The sequence below is a fragment of the Microlunatus spumicola genome (genome assembly GCF_039536445.1).
In the GTDB taxonomy this organism is placed as follows: Bacteria; Actinomycetota; Actinomycetes; order Propionibacteriales; family Propionibacteriaceae; genus Microlunatus; species Microlunatus spumicola.
In genome coordinates this window covers 412,506-428,465 of record NZ_BAAAYR010000004.1, presented here as the reverse complement: position 1 = coordinate 428,465, position 15,960 = coordinate 412,506, and the positions used below count along the sequence as shown (strand labels likewise).

Annotated in this window: 16 protein-coding genes; 11 read left to right on the top strand and 5 right to left on the bottom strand. The window is 72.4% G+C overall.

All coding sequences use genetic code 11. The annotated features are described in order from the left end of the window. Positions 1-97 precede the first annotated feature (97 nt). A complete protein-coding gene (locus ABD665_RS15065) occupies positions 98-703 on the bottom strand; it encodes a hypothetical protein (protein WP_204913450.1) in 606 nt (201 codons plus the stop codon). A 566-nt stretch (positions 704-1,269) separates the two neighbouring features. Here ABD665_RS15065 and ABD665_RS15060 point away from each other — a divergent pair. Beyond that, the gene (locus ABD665_RS15060; protein ID WP_204913449.1) at positions 1,270-1,794 is read left to right on the top strand and encodes a ferritin-like domain-containing protein; all 525 of its coding nucleotides are present in this window, start codon (positions 1,270-1,272) and stop codon (positions 1,792-1,794) included. 118 nt (positions 1,795-1,912) lie between these two features. Next, the gene (locus ABD665_RS15055; RefSeq protein WP_204913448.1) at positions 1,913-3,325 is read left to right on the top strand and encodes an aminotransferase class I/II-fold pyridoxal phosphate-dependent enzyme; all 1,413 of its coding nucleotides are present in this window, start codon (positions 1,913-1,915) and stop codon (positions 3,323-3,325) included. Positions 3,326-3,382: 57 nt separating this feature from the next. Here ABD665_RS15055 and ABD665_RS15050 read toward each other — a convergent pair whose 3' ends face one another. Continuing rightward, positions 3,383-3,910: a DUF309 domain-containing protein gene (locus ABD665_RS15050; protein WP_204913447.1), complete on the bottom strand. Its 528-nt coding sequence runs from the start codon at positions 3,908-3,910 to the stop codon at positions 3,383-3,385. A gap of 6 nt (positions 3,911-3,916) precedes the next feature. Continuing rightward, positions 3,917-4,549 (bottom strand): TIGR03085 family metal-binding protein, encoded by a 633-nt coding sequence (locus ABD665_RS15045; protein WP_204913446.1) that lies wholly within the window; start codon positions 4,547-4,549, stop codon positions 3,917-3,919. A 168-nt stretch (positions 4,550-4,717) separates the two neighbouring features. Between ABD665_RS15045 and ABD665_RS15040 the strand changes: the two genes are divergently transcribed. The 6 genes from ABD665_RS15040 to ABD665_RS15015 all read left to right on the top strand — a co-directional run bounded on the left by ABD665_RS15040 (position 4,718) and on the right by ABD665_RS15015 (position 11,011). Beyond that, the gene (locus tag ABD665_RS15040) at positions 4,718-5,521 is read left to right on the top strand and encodes a nitrilase-related carbon-nitrogen hydrolase (RefSeq protein WP_204913445.1); all 804 of its coding nucleotides are present in this window, start codon (positions 4,718-4,720) and stop codon (positions 5,519-5,521) included. 148 nt (positions 5,522-5,669) lie between these two features. Further along, on the top strand, positions 5,670-6,995 hold the full coding sequence (gene hisD / locus ABD665_RS15035) for a histidinol dehydrogenase (protein WP_204913444.1): 1,326 nt from the start codon (positions 5,670-5,672) through the stop codon (positions 6,993-6,995). Between the two features lie 143 nt (positions 6,996-7,138). Beyond that, the gene (locus tag ABD665_RS15030) at positions 7,139-8,425 is read left to right on the top strand and encodes an extracellular solute-binding protein (RefSeq protein ID WP_204913443.1); all 1,287 of its coding nucleotides are present in this window, start codon (positions 7,139-7,141) and stop codon (positions 8,423-8,425) included. 95 nt (positions 8,426-8,520) lie between these two features. Next, positions 8,521-9,396 carry an ABC transporter permease subunit gene (locus tag ABD665_RS15025; protein WP_204913442.1) on the top strand — a complete coding sequence of 292 codons (876 nt, stop codon included), beginning with the start codon at positions 8,521-8,523 and terminating at the stop codon, positions 9,394-9,396. Further along, positions 9,393-10,304: an ABC transporter permease subunit gene (locus ABD665_RS15020; protein ID WP_204913441.1), complete on the top strand. Its 912-nt coding sequence runs from the start codon at positions 9,393-9,395 to the stop codon at positions 10,302-10,304. Before ABD665_RS15025 ends, ABD665_RS15020 begins: the two co-directional genes overlap by 4 nt. After that, on the top strand, positions 10,304-11,011 hold the full coding sequence (locus ABD665_RS15015) for an alpha/beta fold hydrolase (RefSeq protein WP_204913440.1): 708 nt from the start codon (positions 10,304-10,306) through the stop codon (positions 11,009-11,011). The genes ABD665_RS15020 and ABD665_RS15015 overlap by 1 nt, the downstream gene beginning before the upstream one ends. Here the strand turns inward: ABD665_RS15015 and ABD665_RS15010 are convergent. Continuing rightward, positions 10,994-11,470: a MarR family winged helix-turn-helix transcriptional regulator gene (locus ABD665_RS15010; protein ID WP_344742485.1), complete on the bottom strand. Its 477-nt coding sequence runs from the start codon at positions 11,468-11,470 to the stop codon at positions 10,994-10,996. The two genes, ABD665_RS15015 and ABD665_RS15010, sit on opposite strands and share 18 nt — an antisense overlap. Positions 11,471-11,783: 313 nt before the next feature. Here ABD665_RS15010 and ABD665_RS15005 point away from each other — a divergent pair, with 313 nt between their 5' ends. Further along, the gene (locus ABD665_RS15005) at positions 11,784-12,725 is read left to right on the top strand and encodes an anti-sigma factor RsbA family regulatory protein (protein ID WP_204913439.1); all 942 of its coding nucleotides are present in this window, start codon (positions 11,784-11,786) and stop codon (positions 12,723-12,725) included. Between the two features lie 58 nt (positions 12,726-12,783). On the opposite strand, the gene ABD665_RS15000 is transcribed toward ABD665_RS15005, so the two are convergent. Further along, positions 12,784-13,503: a UTRA domain-containing protein gene (locus ABD665_RS15000; protein WP_204913438.1), complete on the bottom strand. Its 720-nt coding sequence runs from the start codon at positions 13,501-13,503 to the stop codon at positions 12,784-12,786. A gap of 145 nt (positions 13,504-13,648) precedes the next feature. On the opposite strand from ABD665_RS15000, the gene ABD665_RS14995 reads away from it, so the two are divergent. Both ABD665_RS14995 and ABD665_RS14990 read left to right on the top strand, forming a co-directional pair. Beyond that, a complete protein-coding gene (locus tag ABD665_RS14995) occupies positions 13,649-14,992 on the top strand; it encodes an extracellular solute-binding protein (RefSeq protein WP_204913437.1) in 1,344 nt (447 codons plus the stop codon). Continuing rightward, positions 14,989-15,957, top strand: a complete 969-nt coding sequence (locus ABD665_RS14990) for a carbohydrate ABC transporter permease (protein WP_344742484.1) — start codon at positions 14,989-14,991, stop codon at positions 15,955-15,957. Before ABD665_RS14995 ends, ABD665_RS14990 begins: the two co-directional genes overlap by 4 nt. Positions 15,958-15,960 lie beyond the last annotated feature (3 nt).

Below are 15,960 nucleotides of genomic sequence, written 5' to 3'. Positions count from 1 at the left end.
CCCGCACTCGTCCCCGCACGTCTGCCCGCCCACCGCCCGCCGGGTCCCAGGAGTCACACAGACCCCTGGTGCCCCGACGGGCGGGACCGCGTACGGGTCAGGACGCGTTCTCGACCAGCCACTTCCCGCCGTCGTTCACGAGCGTGACGGTGACGCTGCCCTTGCCGAGCGACTTGAGGGTCTTCCAGTCGTCGCCGTCCTTGCGCTGGGCGACGTTCTCGTAGTCGAGCTCGGCGGTCGCCGAACCGGACTCCAGCGAGGTGACCTCCGGGGCCTTGCCCAGCTTCGGCGCCGACCGGGCGCGCTGGGCGTAGAGCGACTTGAGGGCCGCCGACCCCTTCTTGGTCGACTCGGCGCTCTCGAGGTTCTTGAAGCCCTCCTCGGTCATCAGGGGCTCGATGCGGTCGGTGTACTGCCCGAAGGACTTGTCCGGGTAGCCGATCGTCAGCACCGCCTTCACGAACTTCTCCGTCGCGGCCGCGACGGCCTTCTTCTCCGCCGCGGCGTCGGCGGTGGGGGAGGGCGAGGCGGCGGTGGGGGCCGAGCTCGCGGCCTCGCTGGCCGGGGCCTGGCTCGCCGCGGCCGAGGTCGCCGGCGCGGCCGGGCTGCCGGCGGCCGGCTCGCTGCTCGCGCCGCACGCCGCGAGCAGGGGCATGATCGCGGCGGCGGAGACCGCGACCGCCCGTGAGATCCGCTGGTGCATCTGTTCCTCCGTGTCATGGGGTGCCGGCTCGTCGGGGGCGGGACCTGCGGCTCGTCGCGGGTCACCTCGAGCGCGTGAACGGTCTCACGCGGCGTGAGGTCGCGCGGCCGAACGGCGGGTTGTCCACAGCGGTTCCGCGAACTTCTCAGCGGGCGCCCAGACGACCACCCCCCTGGGGGTGCCCACAGCCGTTCCTGAGGTGGTCCCGCGCACCCGAGCACTCCTGCCGAGGTCCTGAGCCCACGCGGTCCGTCGTCCTGAGGCGGTCCGGAGGTGGCCCCCGCAGAGTTGTCCTCACCAGCCCGTCAGGGGCTGGGGCAGAGCGTGCGCCGCTGCCGCACCGGTCGCTCCCGTCGGGGGAGCGCGGCCGGGCGGCAGGGGCGCGACGGACGAGGGCTCGCGCAGCTACCGGGGGGTGCCGCGCGGGCCTTTCTCCGTCTCCGGGAGCGGCCCGTCCACGACGTGGGCAGGCGTCGTCCACCACGTGAGCAGATCGCCCGATCCGGAATGGCCCTCCCGGCCTCCCAGTTGATCAAGGCGTACGAGCAACGACGAAGGAGACACGCATGACTGCGAGCACGACCGAGAAGAAGCACACGTTCAAGCCGGCGTTCAAGGCCGACGAGGCGCTCGGCGCCAACCTGCAGCGGGTGGCGGTCGACATGATCAACCTGCACGTCGTGGGCAAGCAGGCCCACTGGAACGTGGTCGGCAAGAACTTCCGCGACCTGCACCTGCAGCTCGACGAGCTGGTCGAGTCGGCCCGCGAGTTCTCCGACGAGATCAGCGAGCGGATGCGCTCGATCTACATCACCCCGGACGGCCGGGCGTCGACGATCGCGAAGACGACGACCATCGCCGAGTTCCCCGCGGGCGAGGTGGACACGGCGGAGACGGTCGACCTGATCGTCGCGGCGATCTACGCGACCGCCGGCACCATCCGCGAGGTCCACGACGACGTCGACGAGGCCGACCCCACGACGGCCGACCTGCTTCACGGCTTCCTCGTCCGCCTGGAGCAGCTCGCCTGGATGCTCGAGGCCGAGAACCGCGTCGCGAACGTGACGACGCCGAAGCCGGTCCACGAGTGAGCTGAACCGCTCCTGGCACCACCGAAAGTGGTCGCTCCGCCCCCACGCGCACGGCGTGCCGGGGTCCGGGGCGACCACTTCCGTGTCTGCGGGGTCCGGGCTGGCAGCATGCGCACCCATGACCCCCTCGTACGAGGCGCTCGTCCGGGCCGAGGCCCCGCTCCTCGACGCCTACCTGCGGACGCTCGACGGCGACGCCGCCCCTTTCACCATCCCGGGGCACAAGCGGAACCCGGCCTTCGGTCGGGTGGTCGCGGGTGACGTCCCGCTGCACGGGGGCCTGGACTCGATCGGGCTGACCGGCGGGGTCCTCGTCGAGGCCGAGCGCCGGGCCGCCGCGCTCTGGGGCGCGGACGTCGCGCGCTTCTCCGTGGCCGGCTCGACGCACGGCAACCAGGCCATGGCGCTCGCCGTCGGCCGCCCGGGGGACCGCGTCGTCGTGCCCCGCACGCTGCACCGCTCCCTCCTGCTCGGGCTGGTCCTGGCCGGCCTCGAACCCGTCTGGCTGCCCACCCGGGTCGACCCCGCCACCGGCCTCCCGCTGGGTTGCCGCGTCGCCGACGTCGAGCGCTGCCTGGCCGACCACCCGGACGTCGTCGCGGTCTTCGTCGGCGACCCCACGTACGTCGGCAGCGTCGGCGAGCTCGCACAGGTCGCGGACCTCGTGCACGCCGCCGGGCTCCCGCTGCTCGTCGACGCGGCGTGGGGGGCCCACTTCGGCTTCCACCCGGCGCTGCCCGACCACGCGATGCAGGCCGGGGCGGACGCCCTCGTGACCAGCGCCCACAAGATGCTGCCGGCCTACTCGCAGGCCGCGCTCGTGCTGGCCCGCACCGAGCGGATCGACGCGGCCCGCTTCCAGCGCGCCTTCGACGCGACCCACACCACGAGCCCGGCCGGTGCTCTGCTGGCGAGCATGGACGCGGCGCGCGCCCTGCTCCAGCTGGACGGCCAGGCCCAGCTCGACCGCCCGGTCCGGCTGGTGGCGTCCGCCCGCGCCCGGCTCCGCGAGGAGGCCGGGCTGACCGTGCTCGACACCGTGGAGGCCACGCGCCTGGTCGTGGGGCTCGCGGGGGTCGGGGCCGACGGGGTCGCCGTCGGCCGCGAGCTGCGCGAGGCCGGCGTGGAGGTGGAGCTCGCCGACCGCGACTGGCTGATCCCGGTCGTCACCCTCGCCGACACCCCGCAGACGGTCGACCGGCTGGTCGAGGCGCTCGTCGCCTCCGTCCGCCGGCACGCGGGACCGCCGCGCCCGACCGTCGTGGCCGCCAGCTGGAGCGTCCAGCCGGAGATCGTCATCGCCCCGCGCGAGGCGTTCTTCGCGCCGACGCGGACGCTGGGCGTGCAGGAGGCGGTCGGGCGGGTGTCCGCCGAGCTCGTCGCGCCCTACCCGCCGGGCGTCCCCGTGCTCGCACCGGGCGAGCGCATCACGGCCGAGGCGGTCGCCTCGCTGCTGGCCGCCGCGCAGGCCGGCACCCGGATCGCGTACGCCGCGGACCCCACGATGGCGACGTTGCGCGTGGTCGCCTGAGCCGAGCAGCCGACCTCTTCGAGGCCCTTCGACAGGCTCAGGGGGCGTTGGACAGGCTCAGGGCGCGTGACGGAGGACGGGAGTCGTGGGCACGTCAGCAGGACGCTCCCTGAGCTTGTCGAAGCGGTGTCCTGAGCCTGTCGAAGGAGGCCACGAAGTGGTCAGCGTCTGGAGCACCTCGTCGCACCACGCCACCAGGCCGTCGGCGTCGATCCCGTACGGCGGGTCGGCGGCGTAGAGCGACACCCGCCGCCGGGCCCGCTCGAGCAGCGTGCGGGCGCCGGCCGGGTTGCCGCGCAGGACGTGGGTGAGCCCGACGGCGAGCTGGGCCAGGCCCTGCCAGAGCTCGCGCTCCTCCTCGGGTGCGGCCTTCCAGCTCGCCTCGAGGACCTCGTGGGCGTGGAAGGGCATCCCGGCGTCCAGCAGCCGCTGCGCCTCCGCCAGCGCGGGCAGGGGCTCGAGGACCAGGTCCTCCGGCACCCGCTCGACGCCCACGGAACCCCGCGGCAGCGGGCGGCCCAGCGCGTCCCGGGGCCGTGCGTTCTGGGCGCGGCCCTGGGCGTTGCGCTCGCGCTCGACGACCACGACCGCCTAGCCCTCGGCCCAGGACCGGAACGCCTCGACGGCGTCCGGTGCTCCGGTCACGGTCACCTGCGCGGCCTCGCGGCGGCCGCTGATCCACAGCGCCAGCTCGACCGGCTCGCCGGTCAGGGTCACGCCGTCCCCGGCCTTCGCCACCCGGGTCTCGCCGGCCGGCGTCGCCAGGCGCACCCCGACCGGGGAGCGCCGCAGCGACAGCGCGAACAGGCCCAGCTGCTTCCAGACCGCCTCCTGCTGGGCAGCCGGGAGGTCGCGCGGTGCGGCCGGGCTGGTCCCGCCCCGGCGGACGTCCTCGTGGTGGATCACGTACTCGACGAAGTTGATCTTCTCGGCCGCCCAGCTCATCGGCGACCAGCGCGGGGCGCCGGCGACGAAGCGGTCGACCAGCCGCGCGTAGCCGTACGGCGACCGCGCCCGGTCGGTCAGCCGGCTGAGCCCGGGCTCCTGGCCGGGGGGCCTGCGCGCCACGGCGTCCTTGAGGCCGTCGACGGGTCCCTGCTCGCGCTGGACGAGGTGCGAGAGCAGCCGGCGCACGTCCCAGCCCTCGCACAACGTCGGGGCGTCGGGGTTGGCGCTGCGCAGGGTGCGCACCAGCGCGTCCTGCTCGGTCGCGACCCAGCTCATGTCTTCTCCTCCTGCGCGGCGACAGCCTGCCGCCGGACGCGGCCAGCATAGGAACGCGAGCCGCCGACCCCAGCGACGAGGCATCGCGGACGAGGTCGGTGCAGCATCGTCACAGAGCCGTCATCTCAACGGCGTGCGCGGTGCGCATACGGATGCGACGATCTCGGCGTGGTCATCGTCGCTGCCTGCCAGGTCCCGATCGACATCGACGACGTCGAGAAGACCCGGCGGCGCGTGTTCGAGTCGGTGGGGGAGGCCGCGCGGCTGGGCGCCCGCCTGGTCGTGCTGCCCGAGCTCGCGATGTGCGGGTCGATCTTCGCCGACGCCGCCGAGTCGGCGTCGCGGGCGGAGCCGGCCGACGGCCCGTCCGTGCGCTTCTTCGCCGAGCTGTCCGACACGTACGACCTGGTGCTGGTCGCGGGCTTCTGCGAGGAGTCGGGGCTGGCCCGGCCCTACAACAGCGCCGTCGTCGTGGACCACGGCGAGGTGCTGTCGGTCTACCGCAAGACCCACCTGTGGGACTTCGAGCACGAGCTCTTCACGCCGGGCGACGTGCTGCCCCCGGTGGTGCCCACCTCGGTCGGCGCCGTCGCGCCGCTGATCTGCTACGACCTCGCCTTCCCCGAGGTGCTGCGGAGCGTCGCCCTGCGCGGGGCACAGCTGGTCGCTTCGCCCGCGAACTGGCCCGACTCCGACAGCCCCGACACCCGCCCGCCCGAGGTGTCCAAGGCGATGGCCGGGGCCGCGATCAACCGGATGGTGGTGGTCGTCGCGGACCGGGTGGGGGAGGAGCGGGGCCGGCGCTGGGTCGGCGGCAGCGTGGTCTGCGACCACGAGGGCTACCGGGTCGCCGGGCCGGAGTTCGGCGCCGAGACGGTGCTGGTGGCGGAGGTCGACCTGGAGGCGACGCTGGACAAGCGGATCAGCGGCCGCAACGACGTCTTCGCCGACCGCCGGACCGACCTGTACTGACCGCGCGGCCCCCGTCGTCGCCGCGCCCCGCAGGGACAGGGGCGCCACGTACCGACGGGGGGACACCCGCGTCACCGTTGCGTGACGATCCGCGACGCGACGCCCGAAGAGGTTGCCAAACGCGCTCAGGGATCCCTAAGTTATACGTATGCACCTGACCCCGGCCGACGCTCGCAGGATCACCGGTTCGTACTCCGTCGTGCGCGCTCCCGAGCGCCCGGACGTGGCGGCCCAGTCCGACCCGAAGGTCATCGAGACCGTCTCCACGATGCTGTCCGAGATCGAGCGCGACGGGCTCCCGGCCGTCCGGCGCTACGCCGAGCGGCTCGACGGCTGGACCGGCGGCGAGGACTTCGAGGTCGCCGAGGACACCATCGGCCCGCTGACCGACAGCCTGCCCGCCGACCTGCGTGCGGCCCTCGACCAGGGCGCCGAGCGCACCCGTCGCTTCGCGGAGATGCAGCGCGCCCACCTGACCGACTTCGAGGCCGAGGTCATCCCCGGCGTCGTCTGCGGCCAGCGCTACGTGCCCGTCGGCAACGTGGGCGCCTACCTCCCGGCCGGCCGCTTCCCGCTGCTGGCCAGCCCCTTCATGACCGTCGGGGTCGCCCGCGCCGCGGGCGTGCCGAACGTCGTCTGCGCGACGCCGCCGTCGAACCACGGCCAGGTGCACCCGGCCGTCCTCTACTCCGCCCGTGCGTCGGGGGCCGGCCGCGTCTTCGCGATCGGCGGCGTGCAGGCGCTCGCGGCGATGGCCTTCGGGCTGCTCGACGGGGTCCCCTCCGACATGATCGTCGGGGCCGGGAACGCCTTCGTGGCCGAGGCCAAGCGCCAGCTCTACGGCCAGGTCGGCATCGACGTCCTCGCCGGCCCGTCGGAGGTCGCCGTGATCGCGGACGAGACCGCCTCCGCCGCCATGGTCGCCGCCGACCTGCTGGCCCAGGCCGAGCACGGCCCGACCACGCCGGCCTGCCTGGTCACCACGTCGGCCGAGCTCGCCGCGGCCGTCGAGGTCGAGGTCGCCCGACAGCTCGAGGGCCTGGCCACCCGGGACATCGCCGGCGCCGCCTGGCGCGACTGGGGCTCGATCTACGTCGCCGACTCGCCCAAGACCGCCGTCGAGATCATGGACGTCCTCGCGCCCGAGCACCTCGAGATCCTGGCCGAGGACACCGACTTCTACCTCGAGAACATGCGCAACTACGGCTCGCTGTTCCTCGGCGAGTGGTCGACGGTCGCGTACGCCGACAAGGGCATGTCCGGGACGAACCACACGCTGCCTACCGGACGCGGCGCCCGCTACACCGCCGGCCTGTCGGTCGCCCGCTACCTCAAGCAGCTGACCTACCAGAAGGCCACACGCGCGTCCACCGAGGCGCAGGCCGGTCCTGTGGTAACCATTGCGGACTTCGAGGGCATGCCCGGCCACCGTGACAGCGCCCAGCTGCGACTGGACCTGATCGCCGGCCGCTGACCCCTCGCACCCCCGCCGACCGAGGGCGGGGACAACTGAACACGTGTGGCTCCACCCCGCTCGACCCTGCTGCGTCCGTCGTCCCCGCCTGCCGAGAAGAAGGTCCCATGCGTCACTCACGTCCCCACAGTCCCGTCCGGCTCATGGCCGTCGGTCTGCTCGCCGCCTCGCTCGCGCTGACCGCGTGCGGAGCGGGCTCGCGGACCGGTGCGGCCACCGCCACCAAGGTCGCCTGCGACTTCACCAACCCGGCGTCCGCCACGACCATCAACGTGCTCGCCTACAACTCGTCGGCCGTCGACCCCTTCAGCAACACGATGGTCGCGAGCTGTACCCACGACAACGTCACGGTCAAGCACGACCCGATCGACTTCGCCGGCCAGCTCGAGAAGACCACGGCCACCCTCGCGGGCGACTCGGGCACCTACGACGTCGTCGAGACCTACACCTACGCGATCCCGGACCTGGCCTCGCGCGGCAAGCTGGCGCCGCTGGACGACCTGTACGCGAAGAACAAGGACAAGTACGCGCTGGGTGACCTCGACCCCAACACGCTGAAGTCGATGACCTACGACGGCAAGCTCTACGGGCTGCCGATGCAGTCCCAGCTGCTGGTCATGGCCTACCGGAAGGACCTGTTCGACAAGAACGGCCTGACGCCGCCGACGACCTTCGAGGAGCTGCGCACCGACGCCAAGAAGCTGCAGGAGGCGGAGGGGATGAAGTACCCGGTCGCGCTGCCGCTGCTCAGCACCGCCGACCTGGACACGGCCTTCGCCGCCGCCCTCGGGTCCCAGGACAGCGCCTTCTTCGTCAACCCCGACACCAAGAAGCCGAACTTCACCCAGGAGCCGACGGCCAAGGCGCTCGAGCAGCTGAAGTCGCTGCTGCCGTACATGGACCCGCAGGTCACGACCTTCGACCAGCCGAAGGTCCAGCAGCAGCTCTACAACGGCAAGGCCGCCGTCGCGGTGATGTTCTCGGGCCGGATGAACGACCTCGTCCAGCAGAAGAACACCAAGCTCTACGACAAGTTCGGCTTCGCGGCCCCGCCGGCGGTGTTCGAGGGCGGCAAGGCCTACAGCACGGTGTCCACCGACGGCTGGTCCATCCCGTTCAACACCAAGGTCGACAAGGACCTTCTCTTCGAGGTGATCGGCGCCTCGGTGAGCCAGGAGGCCTCGCAGGCCTCGGTGCCGGCCGCCTTCCCCGCCCGGACGACGGTCGACCAGAGCGCCTCCCCGTACGCCGCGGCGACCAAGGACTCGCTGGCCAAGGGCCCCACGAAGGAGATCCAGCCCTACGTGCCGGCGGTGAGCGAGGCCATCCGCCCGGTGCTCGCCAACTACATGGCGGGCAAGATCGACGTCGGTGAGGCGCAGAGCCAGATGCAGGCCGCGGCCGAGAAGGTCATGGCCGCCCAGAAGTAGCCGGTCGGGGTGGGTCCGAGCTCTCTCGGACCCACCCCAGCCCCGGAGCGGCCCCAGCGGCCCACCTGCCACCGCAGCGGACGAGGAGTAGGGCCATGAAGAGACGGCAGTTCTGGGCGCTGGTCGCACCCAGCGTGGTGGTGATGTTCGGCTTCATGCTCGTGCCGCTCTACCAGACGCTGCGGTGGAGCTTCGAGAGCGTCAACTACGGCGAGGCCGGCACCTTCATCGGCCTGACGAACTACCGGGCGGCGCTGTCCGACCCCAGGCTCGGCCGGGCCGTCCTGTTCACCGTCGGCCTGACGGTCGTCGCGTCGGCGTTCTGCATCGTGTTCGGCTACATCCTGGCCGCCCTGGTGAACAAGCTCGGCCGGGCCCGGCCCCTGGTGCTGGGCATCCTGCTCATCTCCTACGTGTCGCCCCAGGTGGTGGGCGCCGTGGCCTTCTCGTGGCTGTTCGACTCCAACTTCGGCGGGATCGTCGACTACCTCCTGAACGCGGTCAGCGGCGGCGCCTTCGGCAACCCGCTGTGGTTCACCTCCACCTGGCCGAACCGGTTGATCATCGTCGCCAACGTCGTCTGGTTCATGCTGCCGTTCGCGATGCTGATGATCCTGGCCGGGCTGCAGGGCGTCTCGGAGGAGACGCTCGAGGCGGCGGAGATCGACGGGGCCTCGCCCCTCCAGCGGCACCTGTACGTGATCATCCCCAGCATCCGCGGCGTGCTCGGCTTCGTGGTCCTGATCCTGACCATGGACGTCATCCGCGTCTTCGACTCGCTCATCCCCCTCGCGCCGCAGTCCCTGACCAACGGCAACGAGTCTCTGATGGTCTACATCTACCGGGTGGCCTTCAGCGAGGCCTCGCGGAACCTGGGTCTGGGCAGCGCGATCAGCGTGCTCACGATCATCCTCATCCTGATCCTGCTGTTCCCCTCCATCCGCAACATCGTGAAGGAGGCCCGGGCGTGACCCTCGACATCCCCGCCGCCAGCACCCGCTCGTCCCAGGCGCCCGTCGACCTCGCTCCCGAGGCCGGCCGTGGCCGGCCCGCGTCGCGGCGGTCCCGGCGGGCGGGCGTGGTCACCGCGGTCCTGCTGACCGTCGTCTGCCTGCTGATGGTGTTCCCGTTCCTGTGGGCGGCCCTGTCCAGCGTCAAGCCGACGGACGTGGCCTTCGCCAACCCGCCCGTGTTCCGCTTCGCACCGACCTTCCAGCCCTACGTCGACCTCTGGCAGACCACCGACTTCTACCTCTACCTGATCAACACCCTCGTCGTCGCGGTGATCAGCACGGTCGTCGCCCTGCTGGTCGGGCTGCCCTGCGCGTACGCGCTGTCGCGCTACACCGGGATCTCCTCGGTCGTGCTGCTGGTGCTGGCGCTGGTCTTCCGCGCCCTGCCCCGGTTCGCGGTCGTGCTGCCGATGTACGACATCTCCCAGAGCCTGGGGATCTACGACACCACGTACGCGCTGGCCGGCGCCCTGATCGTGATCAACCAGCCGTTCACCATCTGGCTGCTGCGGAACTTCTTCGCCGAGATCCCGCCGGAGCTGGACGAGGCGGCCATGGTCGACGGGTGCACCCGGTTCGGGGTGCTGCGGCGCATCATGATCCCGCTCATGGGACCGGGCATCCTGACCGCGGGGATCTTCGTCTTCCTGTTCGCCTTCCAGGAGTACCTCACGGCCGCCGTGCTCACGGACACCTCGTCGAAGACGGTCCCGGTGTTCATCGCCACGCAGCTCGGGCAGAACCTGCCGCTGCTCCAGCAGGCCTCCGCCGCCACGGTGCTGCTGACCCTGCCCGTGATCGGCATCGCCCTGATCGCCCAGAAGTACCTCGTCGCCGGCCTCGCCTCGGGCGCCGTCAAGGGGTGATGCCGACCCCGACGCCGCCTGCCGACCCGCTGGTGCTGCTGCCCGGCTCGGGCTGCACCGCGGCGCTGTGGTCGCGGCTGGCCCTGCCGGACGGCGCGATCACCCCCGCGCTCGAGGAGCCGTCGCTCGACGCCGAGGTGGACCGGCTGCTCGACCTTCTGCCGCCGCGCTTCGCGCTGGCCGGGCTCTCGCTGGGCGCGATCGTGGCCATGGCGCTCGTGCGTCGCGCGCCGGAGCGGGTCAGCCGGCTCTGCCTGATGTCGACCAACCCGTACGCCCCGGTCCCGGCGCAGCACGAGGCCTGGGCCGCTCAGCGTGAGGTGCTGGCGACGGGATCGGCCCGTGACCTGCAGACGTTGCTGCTCCCGGTGCTGCTGTCGCCGGACCGGTCCGGGCTGGTGCCGCTCGTCCTGGGGATGGCCGACGAGCTGGGCGCGCCGACGTTCGCCGACCAGCTCCGGCTGCAGGACACCCGCGTCGACGAACGTCCCGGGCTCGCGCAGGTGCGGTGCCCGACCCTGGTCCTGGCCGCCCGGGACGACCGGCTCTGCCCCGTCGAGCGGCACGAGGAGATCGCCCGCCTCGTCCCCGGCGGCCGGCTCGTCGTGCTCGAGGACTGCGCCCACCTCTCCCCGCTGGAGCAGCCCGAGCGGGTCGGGGCGCTCCTGCGGGACTGGCTCGGGGGAGCGCTACCCGACGGCTGCTGAGGACGAGGGCGGGTCGTTGTGCTCCTTGGCCCGCACGATCACCTCGCTCAGCAGCTCCTGCAGCGTCGCGATGCGGTCGAGGCTCATGCCGAGCCGGGAGAGGATCGTCGTCGGCACGCCGGCGGCCCGGGCCTCGAGCGCCACGCCCTGCTCGGTCAGGGTGACGAGGACGGACCGCTCGTCCGCGGGGTCGCGCCGACGCAGCACCAGGCCGGCGCTCTCGAGCCGCTTGAGCAGCGGCGAGAGGGTCGGGCCCTCCAGCTGGAGCATCCGGCTCAGCCGCTTGATCGAGACCGGCCCCTCGGTGTTCCAGAGGGTGACCATGACCAGGTACTGCGGGTGCGTCAGCCCCAGCGGCTCGAGGAGCGGGCGGTAGAGCGACACCACCTCGCGGGACGCGACCGAGAGGGTGAAGCAGACCTGTTGCTCCAGCGTGAAGCGGTCCTGCTCGACGCGCACGGCGATCGTCCTCCTGCTGCTCCGGGCGCTCGTGCGCCGTCCTCTGACCAGGGTTCGGACTGTACCCACGTGGCCCTGCCGAAAACCGCTTCTAACTGTTCATGCACGAATGCTTCACGTAGGATCGGGGTCGTTCGGGGGGCCGTCGCTTCGGCGCGTCCCGATCTCGAGCCGGCCGGTGCCTGTCCCTGCGGGGGGCCAAGGGGATCGCGGACGTCGTCCGCGTCGACGGGCACCGGCCGTTCCGGGACCGCCGGTCCCGGGCTCGACGGACGACCTCGCAGCAGGGGGCAGCGGGGATCCCAGGAGGACCATGCCGACGACCGCGCCGCTGCGCGCCCACCAGAGCTATCGCCACGAGGCGTTCCTGTGGCGGAGCCGGGACGAGTACGTCGCCAAGCTGGTGCCGTTCGTGCTCGAGGGGCTCGACGCGGGCGAGGCCGTGCTCGTCGGGGCCACCCCTGAGCACACGGCGTGGCTGCGGGACGCGCTCGGCCCGCGGGTCGCGGAGGTCGAGCTCGTCGAGCTGGACAAGCTCGCGCGCAACCCCGCGCTGATCGTCCCGGCCCTGCTGGAGCTGCTCGACCGCTGGTGCGGTCCCGGCCGCCCCGCGCGCGGCATCGGGGAGCCGGTCTGGCCCGGCCGGAGCCCCGAGGAGGTCCACGAGGCGCAGCTGAACGAGGCGCTCCTCAACCTCGCCGTCGACCCCGACCTGCCCTTCTGGCTCGTGTGCCCGTACGACGCCGAGCACCTGGACGTCGCGATGCTCGACGACGCGGCGCAGAGCCACCCGGTCATCGCCACGGCCACCTCGTACGCGGGCAGCGGCGGCTACCGCGGGCGCGACCACGCCCGCGACCTCTTCGCGGGCGCGCTGCCCGACCTCGGCGAGCCGGTCGCCGACCGGTGGGTCACCGAGCGCAGCCTCCGCGCGGTGACGGAGGAGGTGACGTGGCGCGCGAGCGCCAGCCTGCTCTCCGACGACGTCGTCACCCTCGCCGACGTCGTGCCCCGCCTCGTGGTCGACAGCGTCCGCCGTGGCGCCGCCCGGACCCGCGTCCGGGTGTGGGACCGGCCGGAGGCCCTGGTGTGCGAGGTCGCCGACCGCACGGTCGTCGACGACCTCCTGGCCGGGCGCCGCCGACCGCCGGCCGGCCGCGAGGAGCCGCTCTGGCTCGCGAACCACGCCTTCGACCTCGTGCAGGTGCGCTCGAGCCCCTCCGGCACCCACGTGCGGCTGCACGTCCGGAAGTAGGCGTCGGACAGAGCCCTTCGACAGGCTCAGGGAGCGTCGGTCGCGCTCTCTCGCCGCGTCACAGCGGGCGGAACAGGTCCGCCTGGAAGCGGTAGGCGTCGCCGCGGTAGCGGGTGGCGCCGACGAGGACCGGGCGGCCGACGTCGGTGTAGCCGACCTCCTCGCCCACGAGCACGGGCCAGCCGGCCGCGACGCCGAGCTGGCCGGCGAGGTGCGCGTCGGCGACCTCGGCGCGCACGGAGTAGACGGACCGGTGGATGCGGACGTCGCAGCGGGCCTCGAGCTCCTCGTAGAGCGAGCAGTCCTCGAGGTCGGCGTCGCGGAGCGGCTCGGCGAGGTCGAGCGGCAGCACGGACTCGTCGAGGCAGATGGTCGTGCGCTCCATCCCGCGCAGCCGGACCAGCTCCAGCACCTCCGCCCCCGGCGGGATCCGCAGCACGTCGGCCTCCGCCAGCGTGGCCGGGCGGACGCGCTGGCGCAGCACGTGCGCGGTCGGACGCAGCCCCCGTGCGCGGGCCATCTCGGTGAACGTCTGCAGCACGCTCGGCGGTTCGCCGACGACCTCGGGCGCCACGAACCAGCCGCTGCCGACCACGCTCTCGAGCAGGTGCTCGTCGGCGAGCCGGTTCAGCGCGTTGCGCAGCGTCTCGCGCGACACCCCGTACTGGGCGGCCAGCGTCCGCTCCGCCGGCAGCCGCGCGCCCGGTCCGTAGACCCCGCGCTGCAGGGCGTCGGCCAGCTGCCGGTACGTCTGCTCGGAGGCGATGGAGGCCCGCATCGGGTCAATGTAGCGATTCCTCGCCGAACCGCTGTTACCGCTTGTCCCTGATTGGTCTAATCGGTATGGTTCTTGGGCGGTTGGTCTTCTCCGGCCGCAGGTCGTGCTGGTTCCAACGAGGGAGTCATCCGTGTCATCTCCGAGAGTGGTCCGACTGCTGGCGGCGCTGGCCGTGCCGCTGAGCCTGGTGGTGGCGGGGTGCGCGCCCAAGGCCGCGAGCACCTCGGGCGGTGACGTGCAGCCCTCGTCGGTCTCCTCCGACGTCGCCTCGCAGGGGCCGGTGACGCTCAAGTTCCTCGACTTCGAGGAGGGCGGGGACGCCGACTACATCAAGAAGGCGATCGCCGGCTTCGAGCAGCAGTACCCGAACGTCAAGATCGACCGCACCGAGCAGAGCTTCGACCAGGTCATGTCGACGCTGAACCTGCGCCTGGCCGACCCGAGCGGGCCCGACGTCGCCACCATCAACAACGGCTGGCAGTCGATGGGCACGCTGTCCAAGGCCGGCCTGATCCTCAACCTCGACAAGTACGCCGAGCTCTACGGCTGGCGCGACCAGATGTCGTCGACGATGCAGCGCCAGCTCGAGTTCACCCCCGACGGCAAGAAGATGGGGGAGGGCTCGCTCTACGGCACGCCCGGCGCGCGGCTGACCACGGTCGGCCTCTACTACAACAAGAAGCTCCTGAAGGACGCCGGCGTCGCGGTGCCCACCACGTACGCGGAGTTCGAGGCCGCGCTCGCGACGGTCAAGAGCAAGGGCGAGACGCCGATCGCGCTCGGCACGCAGGAGAAGACGTACGCGACGAACCCGCTCTTCGCGGTCCAGTCGCTGCTCGGCCAGCCGAAGGCGATCAACGACTTCGTCTACGGCGCCGGCGGCACCACCCTCGAGCAGACCGGGCTCGGCACCGCCGCGGCCAAGCTCAGCGAGTGGCAGAAGGACGGCTACCTCAACCCCGGCTACAACGGGCTCGACTTCGACGGCGGCAAGAAGGTCTTCACCGACGGCAAGGCCGCCTTCCACTTCGACTACTCCGGGGCGCTCGTCGGCACCGGCGCCGACGCGTCCGAGTTCGGCCGGCTCCAGCTGCCGCAGCCCGAGGGCGGCGCGCAGACCAGCGTCGGCGCCGCCTCCGCCGTGTTCGGCATCTCGGCCAAGACGCAGCACCCCGACGCCGCGGCCGCGTTCCTGAACTACCTCTCCAGCCAGCCCATGAACGAGCTGGCGGTGGAGAGCGGCTACCTGCCGATCCGGCCCGTCACGACCCAGCCGAAGGCCGGCACCGTCTTCGCCGACGAGGTCAGCGGCGCGGCCGCCGTGACGGCCGACGACGGCTTCCTGCCCTTCTTCGACTGGGCCAGCCCGGAGATGCTCGACGTCATCGGCGGGCAGGTCCAGCTGATCCTGGCCGGCCGCTCGACCCCGGAGACCCTGGTCACCGACGGCCAGAAGAGCTACGACGACGCGGCGGCGAAGCGCGGGTGACCACGCGGACCGCAGGCGTCACGACGCGGCCCGGCCCGGGCCCGTCGGGGACGCTCGACCGCGCCGAGCCCAGCACCTGGACCCCGCGCCGCCGGAACCCCAACCGCCGGCTCCGCTGGGTGGGGCTGCTCTACCTGGCCCCCGCGTTCGCCATGTACACGTGGGTCGTCCTCGTGCCGCTCGTCCAGTCCGCGAACTACTCGCTCTACTCCTGGGACGGCGTCTCGACGCCGACCTGGGTCGGGCTCGGCAACTACGGCGACTTCTTCACCGACCCCGACCTGCGCGCCGCCCTCGGGCACGTGGGCGTGCTGATCTGCTTCTTCTCGTTCCTGCCGATCGTGCTCGGGATGGTGACGGCGGCGATCATCTCGCGCCGCAACCTGCGCGGGGCGGCGCTGTTCCGGTCACTGCTCTTCCTGCCGCAGGTCGTCACGACGGTCGTCACCGCGGTGGTGTGGAAGTTCCTCTACACCCCCGAGGGCCCGATCAACACGCTGCTGCGGGCCCTCGGCCTCGGCGCGCTGGCGCAGAACTGGCTCGGCGACGTCACCTGGGCGCTGCCCGCGCTCGGCGTGATCGGGACCTGGGTGACCTTCGGGTTCTGCATGATCCTCTTCGTCTCCGGCGCCCAGTCGATCCCGCAGGAGCTGTACGAGGCCGCCCGCATGGACGGCGCCTCCCCGGTGCGCGAGTTCTTCGCCGTGACCCTGCCGGGCCTGCGCCCGCAGCTCGCCGTGGCGCTGACGCTCACGATCACCGCGGCCCTGCGGACCTTCGACCTCGTCTACGTCGCCACCCAGGGCGGTCCGGGCTCGTCGACGACCACCCCGGCGCTGCTGCTCTACCGCAAGGCGTTCCAGAACCCCGACGTCGGGGCCGCCGCGGCGATCGCCGTGGTGCTGGCCGTCGCCTGCCTGCTGGTCGCCGTGCTGATCCAGCGCGTGACCGAGCGGGAGGGGTAGAGC